Origin of the sequence: Mangrovihabitans endophyticus (assembly GCF_014646155.1) — a bacterium.
Taxonomy (GTDB): Bacteria; Actinomycetota; Actinomycetes; order Mycobacteriales; family Micromonosporaceae; genus Actinoplanes; species Actinoplanes endophyticus.
This window is the reverse complement of the sequence record NZ_BMMX01000001.1, coordinates 407,714-427,146: the sequence shown is the minus strand read 5'-3', so window position 1 is coordinate 427,146 and position 19,433 is coordinate 407,714. Positions and strand designations below refer to the sequence as shown.

Below are 19,433 nucleotides of genomic sequence, written 5' to 3'. Positions count from 1 at the left end.
GGTCGGATCAGAACCCCGAGGCGGATGACCGGCCGGGAAGGTACGCCATGGTCTCCTGGAATCGCGGCGCGGCTCCCCATTGTCATGACGGGCACAGTTCGAGACGGTGGTCTTCGTGCGCGACAATCGGCGCGGTATTGCGGTCCACCAGAAAATCGGGACGAGTCGGCGCCGGCGGGCTGTTGCGCACCGCGTTGTACGTGATGAGCAGCAGAGCTCGCCGGTCCGCGGACTCGTTGTTGGTCGAGGAATGGACGATGTTCGGGTGAAAGGCGTGAATCGAGCCGGCCGGACCGGTGATCAGTTGCGTGCCTAGTTCATCCGCCAGCTTTCCCGCGCGCTCCGCGGCGACCGTATAGGCGAGGTCTGCCGAGACATGCCGCTGCCAGTCGGAGCGCTGGGCAGCGTCGCCATCGGCGTACATGTCCTGCAGACCCAGGTGATGCGAGCCGGGAATGACGGTCAGCGGTCCGTTGCCTTCATGGACCGTGTCCAGCGAAAACGCGATGTTCACCGCATCCGGCTGCGGCATGCCGTCCTCCCGTTTCCAGAAGGCGAAGTCCTGATGCCAGGGCCAGGCAGCCCCCTCACGGGCCTGCTTGAGGTTGACCTTGAACTGGTAGACGTACACCGGTCCGCCGAGGAAGCTCTCCGCGAGGGCCACGAGCCGCGGATGGCGGGTCAGCGCCGCGCACACCTCGTCGAAGCGGTGACAGCCGTGGATGGCGCGGACAGCTTTGCCACCCTTCTCCCAGATCACCTCCGGCCTGGCCTGCCGGCAGATCGCTCCGACGCGATCACGCAGCAGCGCGACCGCGGACGTGCTCAAGCGGTACGGGAGTGGGCACCAACCATCGCGCTCATAGGCGCTGGCCAGCTCGCTCAGTGCGGTGCCGGGGGCAGAGCTCATTCGTGGTCCCTCCTCATTTGCTTTCCGGGGCGCGCATCCGACGCAAGGCGAGTCGCTCGGTGACGGTGGGGTTCAGGCGGGCCGCGATCCCACGCACCGTGGCGTCGTCGAAGAAATCGCGGATGTCCAGCTCGCAATGCAGCTCGGCGCGGATCCGGCTGATCAGGCGGGTAGCCAGCAGGGAATGGCCGCCGAGCCCGAAGAAGTCGTCGGCGAGGCCGACTCGTGGCACACCCAGGACGTCGGCGAACAACCGGCACAGGGCGACCTCCCGCGCGTTCGCCGGGGCGGGGCCGTCTGCCTCGGCCGCGTACACAGGCGCGGGCAGTGCCGGCCGGTCCACCTTGCCGTTCGGGGTGAGCGGTATCTCCGGCAGCACCACCACGGCCGCCGGCACCATGTAGTCGGGAAGCCGTCGGGCCGCGAACTGCCGCAAGGCGGCCGGGTGCGGTACGCCGCTCGTCCCACCAACCACGTAGGCCACCAGGCGCTTGTCCCCGGGGCGGTCCTCACGGATCAGTGCGATGGCCCGCATGACCTCCGGATGTTCCGCCAACACCGCTTCCACCTCCCCCGGCTCGACACGGAATCCGCGCAGTTTCACCTGAAAATCGGTGCGATCGAGGAAGTGCAGCGAGCCGTCGGGGCGCCTGCGCACCAGGTCGCCCGTCCGGTACATCCGATCACCGGGCGGCCCGAACGGGTTCGCGACGAATCGCTCCGCCGTAAGGTCGCGGCGGTTCAGATAGCCGCGGCCGAGCTGGTCGCCGGCCAGATACAGTTCGCCGGCGACACCGCGCGGCACGGGAGTCAGCGCCGGGTCCAGGACGTACGCTCTGGTGTTCCAGATCGGCGGCCCGATGGGCGCGCTGTCGCCGCTCGTCAGGCAGTCATCGGGCACGACGCAACCGGTGACGACATGTGTCTCGGTGGGGCCGTAGTAGTTGTACAGCCGCCGTCCCCTGCCCGGTGCGAAAAACCGGCGCAGCACGGGGCTGAGCCTGAGAGCCTCCCCTGCCTGGGCGACATCGGTCAGGTCCGGCAGTTCCAAGCCGAGCCGGTCGGCGGCTTCGGCCAGGGTCTCCACGACCGGTGTGGGAGCGAACAGTTCGTTCACCCGCATTCGGTGGAGCCACTGGACGAACTGTTCGGAGTCCTTCCGGCAATCGTCGAGGGGCACGGCGAGCGTCTTGCCCGTCGTCAGCGCCGACAGGATCTCCTGCGCGGCGGCGTCGAAGCTGAGGTTCGCGAACTGAGCTGTGGTTCGGCCCACCCCACCCGTCATGGTCTGGGCGTGCCATGCCAGCAGGTTGACCATCGCCCGCGAGGGCAGCAACACCCCCTTGGGCCGCCCGGTTGACCCGGACGTGTAGAGCACATAGACGGGGTGCTCGGGGCGCACCGGCTGCAGGCGCTCGTCGTCGGTGAGAACGGTATCCGGCAGAGAATCCAGCAGTTTGCTGGTCTCGGGACTGTCGATGACGAGCTGGGGACTGTCTCCGGGCGTTCCGGCCGCCATCGCCGTGGTGGTGAGCACGCAGACGGGCCGGCTGTCGCGGATCAGGTACGCGATCCGCTCCACCGGATAGCCGGGATCCAGCGGCAGATAGGCCGCCCCGGTCTTGATCACCGCAATCGTGGCCACGATCAGGTCGAGCGAGCGCGGCGCCCGGATCGCCACCACCGATTCAGGCCCCGCACCGCGCCTGATCAGTAGGCGCGCCATCCGGTTGGCGAGTGCACCGAGCTGCGCATAGGTCAGGGACTGGTCCTCGTGGCGCACGGCGACGACGTCCGGCGTGCGTCCGGCCTGCAAGTCCAGCAGGTCCGGCAGGCTCGTGGAACCCACGGCGGCCGCCGTGTCGTTGCAGCCCTCGAGCAAGTCGCGCAGTTCCTGCGCAGGGATCATGTCCAGTCGGCTGAGCCGTGTGTCGGGGTGCCTCAGGGCGGACCGCATGAGCTGCCGGAGATACCCGCCGATCCGCTCAACGGTGGGGCGGTCGAACAGCGCGGTCGCATACTCGATGGTGATGTCCAGACCCGCCGGCTTCCGGTCCGGCGTCCGGCGCTCCGTGTAGCTGAACGAGAGGTCGAACTTGGCGGTGCCGTTGGACTCCTCCGCTCGTTCCACACGCAGATCGCCAAGCTCGTACGCGGGCGCAGCGACACCCTGTGACACCAGCAGGACCTGGAACAACGGGTGCCGGGCCAGCGAACGGGCCGGTCCGATCGCCTCGACGACCAGTTCGAACGGCACGTCACGATGCGCGAGGGCCGCAAGGTCGAGGTCACGCACCCGCGCGAGCAGCGTGCGCAGGCTGGGATCGCCGGAGGTGTCGGTGCGCAACACCAGCGTGTTGACGAAGAAGCCCACCAGGTCGTCGAACGCCGGATCGTCGCGTCCGGCGACGGGGCATCCGATCGGCAGGTCGGTGCCCGCTCCCAGCCGGGTCAGCAGGGCGCCGAGCAGGGCCTGGAAGGCCATGTAAAGGCTCGCCCCGGTCTCTCCGGCGAGCTCGGCCAACTCGTGGTGCAGCCGGTTGTCCGCCTCGATGGTGACGGTCTCCCCGCGAAAGGAGGCTCGGGCCGGGCGTGGCCGGTCGAACGGCAGCTCGAGCTCCGCGGGTGCTCCCTCCAGCAGAGCACGCCAGTAGCGCAGGGAAGCCCCGGCCGGGCTGGCAGGTGCCTCCGGATGGTCCAGCAGCCGCTGCTGCCACAGGGCATAGTCCGCGTACTGGAGCGGCAGCTCACCGAACGGGGATGCCGCGCCCCTCCGACGGGCGTCATATGCGGCGAGGAGATCCCTGGTCAGCGGGACGGTGGACAGGCCGTCGAAGGAGATGTGGTGGACCACCAGCAGCAGCTCATGCTCCCTCGGGCCGATGCGGAGCAGCCGGGCGCGCAGCGGAAGGTCCGTGCCGAGCTCGAAGCCTTCCGCGAAGAACTGGCCGGCGATCTGCGCGGCTTCGGCGCTGCTCGCGCACGCGGTCACGAACAGCGCGGGCCGGGCGTCGGCGGGCGGCACGATCTCCTGCCACGGTTCACCGGAGGCTTCACGGTATCTGGTTCGCAGCGGCTCGTGCCGGGCGACGAGATCGGCCAGCGCCGCGTCCAGTGCCGGCCGGTCGAGAGCGCCGTGCAGCCGCAGGCGCATCGGAACGTTGTAGCTGGCGGCATGCCCTTCCAGCCGGTTGAGGAACCACAACCGGCGCTGTGCCGAGGACAGGGGGAGCCGCGCCGGACGCTCGATGCGTATCGGACCGGATCGGGAAGCCGTCGATTGACGCAGTCGGCCGGCCACCTCGCGGACGGTGGGCGCTTCGAAGAGCTCGCGCACGTCCAGTTCGTCACCGAACTCGTCGCGGATCCGGCCGATCAGGCGGATCGCCAGCAGGGAATCGCCGCCGAGCGCGAAAAAGTCGTCCGCGGCTCCGACCCTCGGCACGCCGAGCAGTTCAGCGAACAGGCCGCACAACCTCTCCTCCGCGGCGGACCCGGGCGCTACCGTGCCCGCTCGTACCGCCGTTTCGGGAGCGGGGAGGGCGGCGCGGTCCACCTTGCCGTTCGGGGTCTGTGGCAGGCTGTGGAGCAGCAGCACCGTGTGCGGAACCATGTGCTGTGGGAGCCGCTCGGCAAGCAGCCCGCGTAGGCGACGGGAATCCGGCTCGACGCCGGCGAGCGGCACCACGTAGGCGGTGAGCTGCTTGTGCCCCGACCGGTTTTCGCGCAGGACGACGACCGCGCGGGCGACGCCCGGCAACTCCTCGGCGGCCGCCTCGATCTCACCGAGCTCCACCCGATGGCCGCGGATCTTCACCTGGTGATCGACCCGGCCCACGAACTCCATGAAGCCGTCGGCCGCTCGGCGGACCCGATCGCCGGTGCGGTACATCCGATCACCCGGTGGCCCGAACGGGTTCGCCACGAACCGGGCAGCCGTCATCCCGGGGCGGTTGAGGTAGCCGCGGGCCACCCCGGATCCGGTGATGTAAAGCTCGCCCACGGCCCCGTCCGGACTCGGCCTCAGCCGGTCGTCCAGCACATGGACGGTGGTTTCGCGCAAAGGCGTCCCGATGGGGGGCGCGCCTTTGCGCTCCCTGCCGTCGAGGGTGTACGCCGTGGACCAGATGGTCGTTTCGGTAGGCCCGTACGCGTTGGTCACCACGGCCCCTGCCGCGCGCATCCGCTCGGCTAGCGAGGCCGACAGCGCCTCGCCGCCCACCACGGCGCGCACCCGCGAGAGATCTACCGCCGACGTGTCCAGCAGGAGCTCCCACAGGGATGGCGTGGCCTGCATGATCGTGATCCCGGCCCGCTGGATCAGGGCCGCGAGGCGCGCCGGGTCACGCTGCTGCGCCTCAGCGGCGAGCACGACGGTCGCGCCGCTCACCAAGGGAAGGAGGAATTCCAGCCCCGCGATGTCAAAGCCGAGGGTGGTGACGGCGAGCAGCCGGTCGGCCGGACGGACAGCGAGCCGCCGGTGGAAGTCGATCAGGAGATTGGCCAGGGCCGCGTAGGTGACCACGACGCCCTTCGGCTGCCCGGTGGACCCGGACGTGTGCAGCACATAGGCGGGATGCGCCGAGTGCCTGACGCCCGGCAGCTCACCCGCTTCGATGTCGGTGTCTGCCACTGTGCTCATGGCGGCGACGGTCTCCGGACTGCCGACCGACAGGTGCGGCACCGTGATCCAGTCGGGGACCGCCGCGCCCGCCGCTGTCAGCATCAGCACCGGCTTGGTGTCCTCGAGGATCAGGGCGCTTCGTCGTGCCGGATGAGTGGAATCGAAGGGGACGTAGGCCGCTCCGGTCTTGCCGACCGCCAGCACGGCGACCAACAGGTCGGGCGTGCGCGACAGCCGCAGTCCGATCAGGGCCTCGGGGCGCGCCCCGCGCCGGATCAGCAGCCTGGCCAGACGGTTGGCCCGGGAGTTGAGTTCGCCGTAGGTGAGGGCGCCCCCGTCGCAGACTACGGCGATGTCCTTCGGGGCCCGTGCCGTGTGTTCCTCGAACTGCACCAAGTGCGGTGGCGGCTCGATGCTCTGCTGCGTCACTCCGTGTCCTCCGGCCCCTCCATCGGCACGGCCGGCCACAGCGAATGCTGACCCTCGTCGTTCACCAGCACGTGGAACTGCGCGTCATCGTCGTCGAACGGGTTGCTCACGGCACCCTCCCTCCCCTCTCCTGACAACCGTGGCCGGCGGCGTGGACGCCCGGAATGATCTCGGCGAGCAACCGTCCGGTGTCGTCAGCGGCATTGCTGAAAAGGTCGTGATGCCCGGCGTCGACGTGCCGCACCGTCAGCCGGCCGGCCACCAACGGCCGCCAGGCCGACGGGTCGCTCGCCTGGGCGGTCACCAGGGTCATGTCGCTGCGCAGCAGTTCGGGTACGAACTCGTACTGCAGCCTGAGGTTGTTCATGCCGATCCGCAGGGCCGCGCGGATCACATGGTCGTCCGCGTCGGCGAGCGGCGGGAAACGGTGGCGTACCTCGTCCAGAACGGGGTCGGCGAGCCCGGCCGGATCCCCCGCGGCACAGGCCGCACCGGACGGCGCGACGCCGAGTAGGTTGTGCAGCGCCTCCCCGAGCAGTCGACCCGCGATCTGCTGTCCGGGCGGCTCCGGGTAGCCGTCGAGGACCACCAGCGAGGCCACCCGGTCCCCCTCGCGCTCCAGCGCCGTCGCCATGCGATGGGCGACGAGGCCGCCGAAGGACCAGCCGGCCAGGCGATACGGGCCTTCCGGCTGAATCTCGCGCACCTGGGCCAGGTAGTCCGCGGCCATCTCAAGGACAGTCCGGGGCGGCACCGGCAGCGCGTCACCCCTCACCGCCTCGGCGAAACCACGGGCCTGCAGCCCATAAATCGGCCGGCCCGGCGCCAGCTCATCCAGGATCCGGAAGTAGCACCAGCTCAGGCCGGTGCCGGGATGGACGAAGAACACGGGTTCGCCCGCCCCTTCGGCGCGCAGCTCCAGGACCGGGCGGAAGGCCTTCTCCGCCGTCTCGGCCCGCACCAGATGCCGCGCCAGCGCGGCCGGAGTCGGATGGCGGAAGATGCCTTGTACGGGCACGGTCACGGCAAGTTCGGTGCGGATGCGCTGGGTCAGCCGGACCGCAAGCATCGAGTGCCCGCCCAGCCGGAAGAAATCATCCTCAACCCCTACGCCGGGCGCGTCCAACAACTCCGCGTACAGCCGCACCAGGGCCCGTTCCATGCACGAGTGTGGTTCCCGGCCCTGCGCCACGTCGGCCGTCGGCGCGGGCAGCGCGCGACGGTCGAGCTTGCCGTTCGGGCTGAGCGGCAGGGTGTTCAAGACCACGACGGCGGCCGGGACCAGATGTGCGGGTAACACGTCGGCGAGGCCCGTGAGCAGTGTCCGGGGCTCGACGGGGGCCTGCGCGGCGGCCGGCGTGACGTAGGCGACCAGCCGCTGGTCTCCCGGGGTGTCCTCGCGCACGACGACACAGGCGCGGCCCACCGCCGGTCGGGCCATCAGAGCGGCCTCGACCTCGCCCGGTTCGATGCGCTGGCCACGCAGCTTGACCTGGTCGTCGGTCCTGCCGAGGTAGACCAGCTCACCGTCGGACGTCCAGCGGACACGGTCGCCGGTCCGGTACATCCGGCTACCGGGAGGACCGTAGGGGTCGGCCACGAAGCGCATCGAGGTCAGCGCCGCGGCGCCCAGGTAGCCGTCGGCGAGCTGCACACCGGCGAGGTACAGCTCCCCCACCGGTCCAGGGGGGCACGGGGCCAGCCGGTCGTCCAGTACCCGCACCTGCGTGTTCCAGACCGGGCGGCCGATCGGCACGGGACCCTGCTCGCCCGGTACGCAGTCGTGGAAGGTGACGTCGACGGCCGCTTCGGTCGGCCCGTACAGATTGGTCAGGGTGCCCCCGGGCAGAATCCGATGAAAGGCGCGGACCGTGTCGCGGGGCAGGGCTTCGCCGCTGCAGAAGACGCGGCGTAGGCCGCCGCAGCGGGCGGCGGTGGGCTCGCTGAGGAACAGGTTCAGCATCGACGGTACGAAGTGGATGGTCGTCACGCGCTGCGTCACGATGGTGCGGGCCAGCGTCGCCGGGTCCCGGTGCTCGTCCGGTTCGGCCACGACCAGCGCGGCTCCCACCTGCATCGGCCAGAAGAACTCCCACACGGACACGTCGAATCCGCTGGGGGTCTTCTGCAGGACGCGGTCGTCGGCGGCCAATGGGTAGGCCGCCTGCATCCAGCGGAGCCTGTTGTTGATCGCGGCGTGGGAGACGATTACGCCCTTGGGGCGCCCGGTGGAGCCGGAGGTGTAGATGACGTACGCGGGGTGCTCCGGCCGCGGAGCCGGAACCGTCCCGAGCGGATCGGCATCCCCCGTCATGGCATCGGTCGCCAGTTCGCCGGGCGTGACCACACGCGTCTCGCCGTCGTCCAGGCGCGCGCGCAGCTCCGGTTCGCCGAGCACACACACCGGCCGGACCTCCAGCAGCATCATCCGGATCCGCTCGTCCGGGTTGCCGGGATCGAGCGGCAGGTAGGCGCTGCCGGCCTTCACCGCTGCGAGCAGCGACAGAGCCAGATCGGCCGAGCGCGGCAGGGCGACGGCGACGATGCTCCCCGGGCCTGCCCCCAGCCCGCGTAATCCCCTGGCCAGGTTGTCGGTCTGCCGGTCCACCTCTGCGTACGTCAACGTGCCCCGGCCCGACACCAGGGCGGTGGCGTGCGGAGTACGGGCGGCCTGTGCGCGGAAGGCCGCCGGCAGGGTCGTGGCGGGCAGATGCCGACCCGTGTCGTTCCAGGTATGCAGAACCTGCTCGCGCTCCTCGACGGTGAGAAGCGGAAGCTCGCTGATCGGTCGGCCGGGCGTCGCGACGGCCGCGTCGAGAAAGCGGGACAGCCGGTCGGCCAGCATCCGGGCCGTTTCGGCATACAAGAGACCGGTGGCGTATTCGAGCATTCCCGAGATCCCCCGGGGAGCGCCGTCGGCACCGACGAACTCGACGAGCTGCAGGTTGACATCCGCCTTCGCCGCCGGAACGTCGACAACAGACTGTTCGACGATGACCGCACCGAAGTCCAGCCTCTGCTCGGCGCGCGTCTCGAAGGCGAGCATGATCTGGAAGAACGGGTTGCCGTCGGGAGAACGCGGCGGCTTGAGCTCTTCCACCAGCAGATCGAAGGGCAGGTCCTGGTGCGCGTACGCCTGCAGGTCCACGTCCCGGACACGCATGAGCAACTCGGTGAAGGTGGGATCGCCGGACAGGTCGGTGCGCAGCACGAGCGTGTTGACGAAGAAGCCCACGAGGTCGTCGAGTGCCGGGTCGGTGCGCCCGGCCGTGACCGAGCCCAGCGGGATGTCATCGCCCGCGCCCATCCTGGACAGCAGTCCGCACAGCGCCGCCTGTACCACCATGAACACCGTGCAGTTCTGCTGCCGGGCGAGGCCGAGCACCCGCCGGTGCCGGGCGGCGTTCCAGTCGATCGCAACGCCCGCTCCGCGGCGCCCCGCGGCGGTGGGCCCAGGGCGGGCGCCGGGAAGCGGCAGCGCGGTGGGGCCGCCGGCGAGGGCATCGCGCCAGTAGGAGAGCTGGCGACCGGACACGGTTCCCGGTTCAGCCGGGTCGCCGAGCAGCTCTCGCTGCCAGAGCGTGTAGTCGGCATACTGCACCGGCAGCTCCGGCCAGCCGGGCGCGCCGCGGCCGCTGCTGCGGCAGCGGTACGCCGTCGCCAGGTCGCGCAGCAGCACCTCGATCGACCAGCCGTCCGCGATGATGTGGTGCAGCGTCAGCAGCAGCACGGCCTCGTCCTGCGGGCACACGAAGAGGTCAGCCCGCAGGGGTGGCTCCTGCGCCAGCGAGAACGGTGCCGAAGCGGCGGCCTGGATGCGCGCATCAAGCTCCGCCGCCGCGCAGGCGGTCACCGTCAACCTCGGGACCTCCGCCGCGGCGGGCAGCACGTGCTGGTGCGGCACCCCCTCCGTGTCGGGGAAGGCGGTGCGCAGCGACTCGTGCCGGGCGACAACGTCACCGAGCGCGGCACGCAACGCGCCACGGTCCAGCGGACCCCGCAGCCGCAGGAGGACGGGCAGATGATAGGTCGGGTCGAATCCGTGCAGCCGATCGAGGAACCACAGTCGCTGCTGCGCGTGCGACAGGGGGATCACGGCGCGTACGCCATGCTCTGGGCGGCGTAGAGCTCGGCGTACCGGCCCTGCCCACGGCTGAGTTCGTCGTGTGTGCCCAGCTCCGCCACGCGGCCTCGGTCGAGCACGACGATGAGGTCCGCAGTACGGACCGTCGAGAATCGATGAGAGACCAGCAGGGTGATGCCGCCGACGCTGCTGTTCGCCGGTCGGCCGGGTCCGGTGAACTGCGCGTAAAGCTCGTGCTCGACCTGGGGGTCGAGGGCGGCGGTCGGCTCGTCCAGCACGGCCAGCAGTGGCCCGGTCCGCATCAGCGCGCGGCTCAGCGCCAGCTTCTGCCATTGGCCGTGGGACAGTTCGGGCCCGCCGAAGGTCCGGCCGAGCATCGCGTCGAGCCCGTGCGGCAGTCGCTCCACCACCTCCCCTGCCTGTGCCGCCTCCACCGCTGCCCCCACCGCGGCGGCGTCGTCGACGCGCGGCACGTCGCCGACGCCGACGGTGTGCAGGACTCTGCCCTCCAGCGTGAAGAAGTCCTGGAAGGCGGCGGTCGTTCGGGCACGCCAGTCCTCCAGACGCATCTCGCGCAGTGGTACGCCGTCGACCAGGACGTCGCCTTGCGCCGGTTCGTACATCCCGGTGAGCAGCTTCACCAGGGTCGTCTTGCCCGCGCCGTTGATGCCGACGACCGCCACCGTGGAGCCCGCCGGCAGGTGCAGATCCACGTTGCGCAACACGGGCTGGTCCGTACCGGGATAGGTGAAAGTCACCCCGCTCAGCCGGATGCCGTCGGTGAGCCGCTCCGGCGCCGGCGTGGTGCCGCGATGCGCCTGCTGCCGAGTGTGTGCCTGGAGCCAACGGAGATGGCGGATGGTGTGGCGCCCTTCAGCAAGCTGGGACAGGCCGGTGACCGTGGTGGAGAGCTGCGTGCGCAGGTATGCCGAAAGGCTGGCCACCATCAGCAGGTCACCAGGGGTGCCCCGGCCCTGGCTCACCTCGTCGGCAACGAAGGCCAAGGCGGCCAGATAGCCCACGGCGAAGCCGGCCCAGCCCGCGATCTGCCAGAGCGACGCGGCACGCATCGCCCGCACGAGCCGCACGGTGACGCCGTCCCAGTAGTCGGACGCGCGCCTGTCCACGTCCTGATCGCTGCCGCTGATCCGCAGTTCCTTGGCCGCCCCCGGCGAGGTGCAGAGTCGATGAAGGCGTCGTTCGCGGCGCTCGCCCTCGGCGCTCTCGTCCCGGGCACGGGCCAGCAGCGCCGACGCCCGGCGGGAGAAATACAACGGTGGGACAGCGAGCAGTACCAACGCGCACAGCACCGGGTGCACGCCGGCCAGCAGCCACGCGCTCAGCCCGAGGCTCAGCAGAGACGACGCACCGCTGATCGCTCCCCAGCAGGCGCCCGCGAGGGTCTCCGTGCTCGACCGGATCTGGCTCAACCGGTCCAGAAAATCGGTGCGTTCGAGATGCTCGAGGGTCGGGGCGCCGGCGGTCATCGCGTTCAGCCGCTGGCACAGAACGAGGTCGACCCGCTCGGTCAGGTCGACCTGCAGGTTGTGCTGCACGCGCTGGGCCGAGGCGATCAGGGCGTAGGCGAGGGCGCCGATCGCGGCCGCCAGCAGGATGCGCCGCTCAGCGCCGAGCCCTGCGGCGTTGGACAGGTTGCGCACGCTGAGGCCGGTGGCGGCCACGGCAACGGCGTTGATGAACGCCAATACCAGCACGGTGGTGGTGGCCTTGGCGTCGGCCCGATATGCGATGCGGAGCATGGCGAGCACCACGCTGGAATCGGTCCTCATGCCTCTGCTCCCTCGGTATGCGCCGTCGCCACGGTCGTCGCCGCGCCGGCCGTCAGGCCGCCGCCGAAGCGGTCGGCCTGGAGCCGGTACAGCCTCGCGTAGTCGCCGCCCAGGTTCATGAGCTCGACGTGGTTGCCCGCCTCGGTGACTCGCCCCCCGGTCAGCAGCAGGATCCGGTCGGCCCTGCGCACGGTGGACAGCCGGTGTGAGATCACCACGACGCTCACACCCGTGACGGTCGCGATCACCTGTTCGTAGAAGGCCATCTCGGCCTTGACATCGAGATGGGCGGTAGGTTCATCGAGGATGAGCAGTCTGCGGCCGTGGGCCACCGCGAACATCGCGCGGGCGATGGCGATCTTCTGCCACTGCCCGCCGGAGACATCGACACCGCCCCGGTGTTCGCGGGTGAGCAGCGTGTCCAGCCCCCGGGGAAGCCGGTCGATCAGATCACCGGCATCCGCAGCCTCGGCCGCGGCCATGACGGTCTCGTCGGTGGCCTCAGCCTCCGGCGCGCCGAGTGCGATGTTCTCTCGGACCGTGAGCGGATAGTGCACGAAGTCCTGGAAGACCGCGGAGATGCGGCTTCGCCACGACGTGATGTCGATCCGGTCCAGGTCGGTTCCGTCGATACTCACCCGCCCCTTCGTCGGCTGCTGCAATCCGGCGAGGACCTTCAGCAGGGTGGTCTTCCCCGCGCCGTTGCGCCCCACGACGGCCAGCACCTCGCCGGGGCGGATCTCCAGGTCCAGGCCGTCGAGCACCTTGCGCTCGGACCCCGGATAGGAAAACCCGATTCCCTGGAAGCTGACGTGCGGGGCCGTTTCGGGGGCCGACCGGTTCCCGGTGTCCTGCGCTGCGGTGGCGTGCCCGTGCCTGCGCATTCGCCCCAACGCCTGCAGGGCCCCCGTGGCGTATTCGATGTCGAACGCCTCATGGCCCATGACGCCCGCAGCGAAGACCCCCCACGCAGCGAGGATCATCGTCACCAGATTTCCCGACGTCAGGTCACCGTCCGCCATGGCCGTGCCGGGGGCGTACAGCGCCGCGAAGCCCGCCGCCCCGGCGAGGGCGAACGTGACCCACTGCCGGCGCAGGATGCCGCGCCGCTCCCGCCAGATCTCGCCCAGCCATTCCTCGGACTGCGCTCGATGCCGGGCGTTGAGCCAGCCGCCGAGGCCGAACAGGCGCACCTCCTTGGCCGCCGCCGACCCGGTGAGCGTGTCCGACCAGTACTCCATCCGGTTCCGGTCTCCGGCCCGGGCGTCCCAAATGGTGCCCAGGCGAACCCATTGCCGCCGGATGACGGACCGCATCAGCAGGGTGGCGGCCAGCAGCGCGATACCCAGCCAGGGCTCGAACCGGACCAGCACCGCGGCGCAGCCGATGGCTCCGGCCAGCCGCCCCAGGAGGATGAGCTGGCCGACGGCACCGGTGCCGGGGGTGCGGGTGCGCCAGCCACCGAGCTCTGACACCCGGGCCACGTCCATGGTGTAGCCGGCTTCGTCGAGGTGGGCGATGCCCGGTGGCTCGGCCACCCGACGGCGCACCTCGGAGCGCAGCCGGCCGTCGATTCTGCGGGCCGCGAGAATGTCGAGCGGCTCGCGGAGGAACTCCGTGCACTGGCCCACCAACACCACGACCGCCACGAAGACCAGGTGAGGCAGCATTTCGCCGGCCGACCTCGATTGGAGGGCCCGGGTGAGCAGCCAACCTGTAACCAGCGCGGTGGCCGCCGGCGCCAGGGCAGCCGCCAGGTGAGCCAGCAGCAGCCCACTCAGCGCCGGGCGCCCTGCCCAGCGGAGCAGCTTCAGCAGTTGGAGGCGTTGCCGTCCCACGATTCGCCATCGGGTCATCGAGTTTCACACTTCCAGGGCGAGTGCGCAGCGGTCGGCTACCTGACGCACGGTGGTGTCGGTTCCGTCGGCCAGCCGGTAAAGCTGCTCGTGAAACCATCCGGCAAGCGCCTGCAATCGCGGTGCCGGCAACAGCCGGGGGTCGGCACGAATGACGACCGGCATCTCGGCACCCGGGCGGATCTTGATGTCGAAGCGGGGTCCGATCTGCCGGTTCGGTCTGCTCTGCACGACACGAGGCGGCGGATACCCGTCCAACTGGCCGGCCGGCCGGGCGACGATGTCGGTCGGCATGAAGTTGAAGAAGTTGTCGAAGCCGAGCTCGACCTTTCTTTCCCGACGCACCAGGTCGGTGATCGCGTCGTAGTCGTAAGAGCCCCTCCGGTACGCCGTGAGAGACGATGTGCTCAGGCGGGACAGATAATCGCCGTACGGCGCCTGAGGCGGGCCCAGGTCGACCGGAATCGGTGCGTACTGGTTCATGGAACTGACGATGGACTTCCAGCGCGGGTCGAACCGATTGCCCGACTGCAGAGTCAGCACCGGCTGCTCGGCACCGGTGACGGTGGCGCACGCCACCGCGCTCAGCGACAGCAGCAACGTCTGTGGCGAGGCGTCGGTGCGCGCGGAGAGCAGTTCCAGCGCCACCCGTGCACCCGCCGAGTACAGGACGGCCTCGATCCTGCCGGGGATGTCCCCGGCGGATCGGGGGACCGGAAAGTGTTTGTCCGGCAGCGTACGCAGTAGGTGCTGCCAATGGCGCACGACCGTGGTCCGGCGCGAGTGATGTGCCTCCGATCGCTGCTCCACGGCGAGGTCGCGCGGGGCGGGCGGGGTCTCGGCCAGCCACCGCTCGCCTGCTGGACTGTCCGCTCCCATCAGTGTGGACAACTCCGATACCAGTCGGATCAGCCCGAAGCCGTCGGAAACGATGTGGTCGACGACGACCGCGACGTGGTGCGGCGCCCCTTCGCGGGTGACCACGGCGAACCGGCGGCCGAATTCGCTCTCCCTGACCATCCGCTCCTCGGCCAGCCGTGTGGCGACCGCGGTGGCGTCGTCGTGCTCGACGACCTCGACGGCCACCGCCTCCTGCGCGGGCCGGACGTGCTGGCGTGGGCCGGACTGGGAGTCGTCGAACAGGGTGCGCAGCGACTCGTGTCTGCGGGACAGCGTGCCGATCGCCTGGATGACCTGATCCGTGGTGGTGTCGGCGGGCACCGGGATGCAATCCCGCAGATAGGTCTCCGACCAGCGTTCCAGCGGATACGTCTCCATGACGCGCCACACCGACAGTTGGCCGAACGTCAGCGGGCTCGGCGTGTGGTCGCCGGTCACGTTGCGGCCCCGTCGCGCAGCCGTACCACGACCGCCCACAGCGTGGCGGGGGTGGCGAAGGTCTCGGCTCGGAGGTCCTCGTCGGGGAACTGAACGGCGAAGGTCTCCTCCACCTCCACCAGCAATCCCACCGTGGCCAGCGAGTCCAGGCCCAGGGCGAGCAGGGACGCTTCCGAGGTGAGCGCCGTCCCGTCTGCGAGCAGCGGGAGGTGCTGACGGACCGCCTTCTCGAAGTCATCCGGCCAGTCGGCACTCGTCATCCTTCATTCTCCTGTTCATGCCTAGACGGCGTGGTCACGCCAGGTTTACCGAGCGGTCCATCAGCGTCAGTGCTCCGGTGGCGGTCAGCAGGCGGTCGTTCGCATAGTTCAGTGCGGCCGAGCGCAGGTCGCGGAAGTGGCGTTCGAGGGGCAGGGCAGACCCGCGCCGATAACCGAGGGACAGGCCGGCGAGCTGCACCATCCGGTCGACGCTGCGGAAGGTCAGGTCCGCGGCGATGACCTTCAGGGTGTTCAGATGAATCTGCGTGGCCGTACCGGCCAGGCTCGCGCCCGCGGCTCGCAACTGGCTCACCTCGGCGGTCACCCTGCACAGGTAGGCGCCGACCAGCTCCAGGTCCATCCGGATCCGCGCCAGCCGCTCGGCCACCAGTTCGGAGCGGATGTCGATGCTGCCCGGCCGTTCGGCGGACCGGAGCAGGCCGACGAGCTCGCCCAGCGCGCTGCGGGCCGCGCCGAGCCAACAGGCGGCCCAGGCCAGATGCCCCACCGGGGCCATGCTTTCCAGGGCCACCGTGCGGAACGCGCCGTCCCCGCCCACCACCTGGGAGCGGGGCACCGCACCGCTCAGCTTGAGCCCGACGCTATGCGTGCCGCGCATGCCCAGCGTGTCCCAGTCCCCACGTTCGACGACGTCCATCTGATCACGGTCGGCGTAGACCAGCGACACCTCGTTCTCCGGGGCGTCCGGTGAACTGCGCATCGTGATCAGGAAGCCGTCGGCGACGAGCCCTCCGGTTACGATGGGCGCCTCGCGGTCGACCCACAGTCCCTGTTCCGTGTCCGTGAGCGGGGAGGCGCTGGACAGCAGATGACCGCCGGTGCTCGGACCGGTGGTGACCGACGCCAGATAGAGCTCTCCCCGTGCGATCCGGGGCAGCAGCCGGTCGCGGAGCGGCTGAGCGGCGAAGTGGATCAGCACGTCGGCCTGCTGGCAGTGCATGGCCCAGATCATCGCCGTGGAGGTGCAGCCGTCGGCGAGCACCTGCGCGATCTCGACCAGGTCCGAGAGATCACCGCCGAGGCCGCCGCGTTCCTGGGGAACCAGCAGCCCCATGAGGCCGCTGCGCCGCAGTTCGGCCATGCCCGGTTCGCAGACCCGAGCCTGCTCGTCGGCTGCGCCCGCGTGTTGACGCAGGATCGTACGTACCCGGGCCGCTGCCTCAAGCGCCGCACTTCGCTGGGACAACTCCATCACTCTCCCGGTTGGTCGGGGCTGTCTCGCGCGGACCGGCGGACGGGCACGCGGCGCAGCGTCAGACGGGATGCATCGCACGGCCTCCCGTCACGCAATACCACCTCGGCGGCCGCGGGCCGGCTGAGAAACCCGACGAGGCTCGCGCTCAGGCCGTACGCGCCGACGTTGGGTATCTCGATCAGATCCCCGGGGCGTACGCCCACCAGCGCCTGCCCGGCGGCGAGCCGGTCCGCGGGCGTGCACAGTGGTCCGACGACCGCGGCCGCGCCCTGGAACACCTGAGCGCCGGCGATTTCCGCATCCGGGCGGGCATCGCCGCCGCGCTCCGCGACCTGCTGGATCTCGGCCTTGAGCGGCAGCAGACGCCCCAGCCCGGACAGGCCGCCCAACTGGTTGATGCCACCGTCCAGCACCACGAAGGTGCCGTCTCCGCTGCGCTTCACGTCCTCGACCGTGCACAGCAGCCGGCCGCACCGGCCCACCAGGAACCGTCCGGATTCGAAGGCGATCTCGGGTCTTCCGGACCGCCAGCCGGGCACATGCGAGTCCAGCGCCGTCTCGAGAACCGGGCGCAGCGGGGAGTAGTCCGCGGGCGCACCGCCGACGGCATAGGGCGCGGCGAACCCGCCGCCCAGGTCCACCACCTGCAGCTCGACGCCGAGCTGCGCCTGCAGGTGGACGGCTTCGGCGATGCTCGCGACCATCTCGTCGGCAATCGTCTGCCATGCCTCCGCGTTGCTGAGCGGGAAGAAGTGCAAGCCGGTGATCCGGGCGCCCGGCAGCGGTGCGAAGGCACCCGGGACGCGCCGCACCTCGGCCACGTCCACGCCGAACTGCGTGGCGGCACCTGTCATCCGCAGCCCGCTGCCGCCGTGGCTGCGTTGCGAATTGACGCGCAGCAGACAGCGCGCCGTGACACCGAGCGCCGACGCCGCCCCGGCGACCTTGCGATAGTCGACCGCGGACTCGACAGAGAAGTTGCGTACGCCTGCGGTGAGGGCGACGGAGATCTCCGGCCGGCTCTTACCGGGGCCGGTGTACAGGCACCGGCGGCCGGGGAAACCCGCCTGCAGGGCCGCCTCAAGCTCCCCCGTCGAGCTGATCTCGGCCTGGCAGCCCGCGGCGTGAAGGGCACCCGCGAGCACCGGATGCGGGTTGGCCTTGAGCGAGTAGTAGAGCGTGCTGGGCCCGGGCAGACATCGCCGGAGTTCGGTGGCGGCTCGCTCGGCTTCCCGCAGCTCGTAGACGTAGAGAGGGCTGCCGTAGTCGGCGACGAGCGCCGCCGACGTCGACGAGGTGTCACTCGACGTGCGCGCACCACCGGGGGTCATGGTGCCGCTCATGTCTCGCTCCCCTGCACCATCCGGTCGAGCCTGATCCGGTCGACCTTGCCGTTGCGGGTCAAGGGAAGGGCCGGCAGCGCCCGGCACCGCGGCGGGGTTTTGGCCGGGCCGAGCAGTTCACGCAGCCGCCGCAGCACCTCCTCGGCCGTGACCTCGCCGGCCACGCACAGCGTCGCCTCCCGGTCCGCGACCGGCGGAAGCATCGCCACGGTGCGCACTCCGGGCAGCGCGGCGGCTGCGGCCTCGATCTCGGTCGTGGAGATCCGGACGCCGCGCAGCTTGAAGATCTGGTCACGACGGCCCTCGAAATACAGTTGCCCGTCCGCGTCCAGCCGGCCGAAATCGCCGGTGTGCAGGACGCGTTCTCCCGTGGTGGGATCAAGCCGATAGCGCTGGGCGGTGAGCTCGGGAGCGTTCCAGTAGCCCTCCATCAGATGGGGACCGGTGACGCAGATCTCCCCGGTCTCCCCCGGTGCCAGAAGCTCCCCCGCGGGGTCACGGATCCATACCTGCGTTCCAGGCAACGCCCGGCCCACGGATCCGGGCCGGGTCAGGTAGCCGTCGACCTCGGCAATGGTTATCCGTTTGCATTCCGAGATGCCGAACATCATCTGCACACCCGACCCGGGGAACCGGGCACGTAGCGCGTCTGCCGTGGCGGGCGGCAGATGTTCTCCCGTATTGGTGAACAGCCTGAGCCGCAGCTCCCCCGTGGCCGCGGGCAGTCGGGCGCTGAGGGCGAGCAGCATGGTGGCCAACGACGGCACGAGCGGCATCACGGTGGCGCCGTGCGAGGCTAGCTGCCGGATCAGGTCGGTGTGCTGCGCGGCATCGGCCAGGACCAGCGTGCAGCCTGCGATCGCCGAGAGGAAGACCTGGTAGAGGCCGTAGTCGAAGGAGAGCGGAAGGCGGCAGAACACCACGTCGTCCGGCCGGTAGACGACCCGCTGCGCGATCGCGCCGGCGGCGAAGCAAATCTGCGCATGGGTGCACGCCACGCCCTTGGGCTGGGCCGTGCTGCCGGAGGTGTAGAGCAGCAGCGCCAGGTCGTCGGGAGCCGGCCCGGGAGGTGCGGCAGGAGCCGCAGGACGCTCCAGCACCGCTGCCAGCCCCGCGGCGAAGTCCTCGGAAGTCGCGCGCGGAACCGCACACCGGACCAGCGGCCCCCGGTCATCGATCAGGAGGGTGGGATCGGTGTCCGCGAGCAGGTAGGCGAGTTGGTGCGACGTCATCTCGGGGCTGTACGGCACGGCGACGGCGCCGAGCCGCAGGCACCCGAACAACGCTGCGATCGTCAGCCGTCGCCCGGCGGCTTGGATGGCGATCCGGTCGCCGGGGGCGACGCCCTGTTCGGCGAACCAGGTGCAGGCGGCCCAGGACATCTGGACCAGCGCCGCATAGGTCAGCGCGCCGTCCGGGTCGCGCACAGCGGTCGCCTCGGGCCGCTCGCGAGCGGCGCGGTCGAGCAGCGTCGGGACCAAGCTGGCCTGTTCGGTTCGCTGCGCCACGACGGCGCTCACGCCACCGCCTCCGGCGCCTCGTGCGTCGGCGGCCGGGAACCGTAATCCTGGTCGCCCGCCACG

The 19,433-nt window shown here is 70.4% G+C and carries 10 protein-coding genes and 1 pseudogene; all 11 read right to left on the bottom strand.

Annotation, left to right across the window (positions count from 1 at the left end; genetic code table 11):
* Window positions 1–82: 82 nt before the first annotated feature.
* Window positions 83–910: a phytanoyl-CoA dioxygenase family protein gene (locus tag IEY73_RS01740; protein ID WP_189077224.1), complete on the bottom strand. Its 828-nt coding sequence runs from the start codon at window positions 908–910 to the stop codon at window positions 83–85.
* A gap of 13 nt (window positions 911–923) precedes the next feature.
* Window positions 924–5,963 carry a non-ribosomal peptide synthetase gene (locus tag IEY73_RS01735; RefSeq protein WP_189077223.1) on the bottom strand — a complete coding sequence of 1,680 codons (5,040 nt, stop codon included), beginning with the start codon at window positions 5,961–5,963 and terminating at the stop codon, window positions 924–926.
* Between the two features lie 29 nt (window positions 5,964–5,992).
* A pseudogene (locus IEY73_RS01730) lies at window positions 5,993–6,073 on the bottom strand (MbtH family NRPS accessory protein); the annotation flags it as partial.
* Window positions 6,070–10,059 carry a non-ribosomal peptide synthetase gene (locus tag IEY73_RS01725; protein ID WP_189077221.1) on the bottom strand — a complete coding sequence of 1,330 codons (3,990 nt, stop codon included), beginning with the start codon at window positions 10,057–10,059 and terminating at the stop codon, window positions 6,070–6,072. The pseudogene IEY73_RS01730 and the gene IEY73_RS01725, both read right to left, overlap by 4 nt.
* Window positions 10,056–11,837, bottom strand: a complete 1,782-nt coding sequence (locus tag IEY73_RS01720) for an ATP-binding cassette domain-containing protein (protein ID WP_189077220.1) — start codon at window positions 11,835–11,837, stop codon at window positions 10,056–10,058. The genes IEY73_RS01725 and IEY73_RS01720 overlap by 4 nt, the downstream gene beginning before the upstream one ends.
* Entirely contained in the window at window positions 11,834–13,693 is a 1,860-nt protein-coding gene (locus IEY73_RS01715) for an ABC transporter ATP-binding protein (protein ID WP_189077219.1), read from the bottom strand. Before IEY73_RS01715 ends, IEY73_RS01720 begins: the two co-directional genes overlap by 4 nt.
* A 6-nt stretch (window positions 13,694–13,699) precedes the next feature.
* A complete protein-coding gene (locus IEY73_RS01710; RefSeq protein WP_189077218.1) occupies window positions 13,700–15,031 on the bottom strand; it encodes a condensation domain-containing protein in 1,332 nt (443 codons plus the stop codon).
* A complete protein-coding gene (locus IEY73_RS01705; protein WP_189077217.1) occupies window positions 15,028–15,291 on the bottom strand; it encodes a phosphopantetheine-binding protein in 264 nt (87 codons plus the stop codon). The genes IEY73_RS01710 and IEY73_RS01705 overlap by 4 nt, the downstream gene beginning before the upstream one ends.
* 34 nt (window positions 15,292–15,325) lie before the next feature.
* Entirely contained in the window at window positions 15,326–16,504 is a 1,179-nt protein-coding gene (locus IEY73_RS01700) for an acyl-CoA dehydrogenase family protein (RefSeq protein WP_189077216.1), read from the bottom strand.
* Entirely contained in the window at window positions 16,504–17,850 is a 1,347-nt protein-coding gene (locus IEY73_RS01695; RefSeq protein ID WP_229715354.1) for a type III PLP-dependent enzyme domain-containing protein, read from the bottom strand. Before IEY73_RS01695 ends, IEY73_RS01700 begins: the two co-directional genes overlap by 1 nt.
* Window positions 17,847–19,370: a class I adenylate-forming enzyme family protein gene (locus IEY73_RS01690; protein ID WP_229715353.1), complete on the bottom strand. Its 1,524-nt coding sequence runs from the start codon at window positions 19,368–19,370 to the stop codon at window positions 17,847–17,849. Before IEY73_RS01690 ends, IEY73_RS01695 begins: the two co-directional genes overlap by 4 nt.
* Window positions 19,371–19,433 lie beyond the last annotated feature (63 nt).

What these genes read in the sequence shown, in the direction of transcription:
- IEY73_RS01720 (WP_189077220.1), bottom strand. Translation starts at nt 11,837, where the DNA reads ATGAGGACCGATTCCAGCGTGGTGCTCGCCATGCTCCGCATCGCATAT.
- IEY73_RS01705 (WP_189077217.1), bottom strand. Translation starts at nt 15,291, where the DNA reads ATGACGAGTGCCGACTGGCCGGATGACTTCGAGAAGGCGGTCCGTCAG.
- IEY73_RS01740 (WP_189077224.1), bottom strand. Translation starts at nt 910, where the DNA reads ATGAGCTCTGCCCCCGGCACCGCACTGAGCGAGCTGGCCAGCGCCTAT.
- IEY73_RS01700 (WP_189077216.1), bottom strand. Translation starts at nt 16,504, where the DNA reads ATGGAGTTGTCCCAGCGAAGTGCGGCGCTTGAGGCAGCGGCCCGGGTA.
- IEY73_RS01695 (WP_229715354.1), bottom strand. Translation starts at nt 17,850, where the DNA reads ATGAGCGGCACCATGACCCCCGGTGGTGCGCGCACGTCGAGTGACACC.
- IEY73_RS01715 (WP_189077219.1), bottom strand. Translation starts at nt 13,693, where the DNA reads ATGACCCGATGGCGAATCGTGGGACGGCAACGCCTCCAACTGCTGAAG.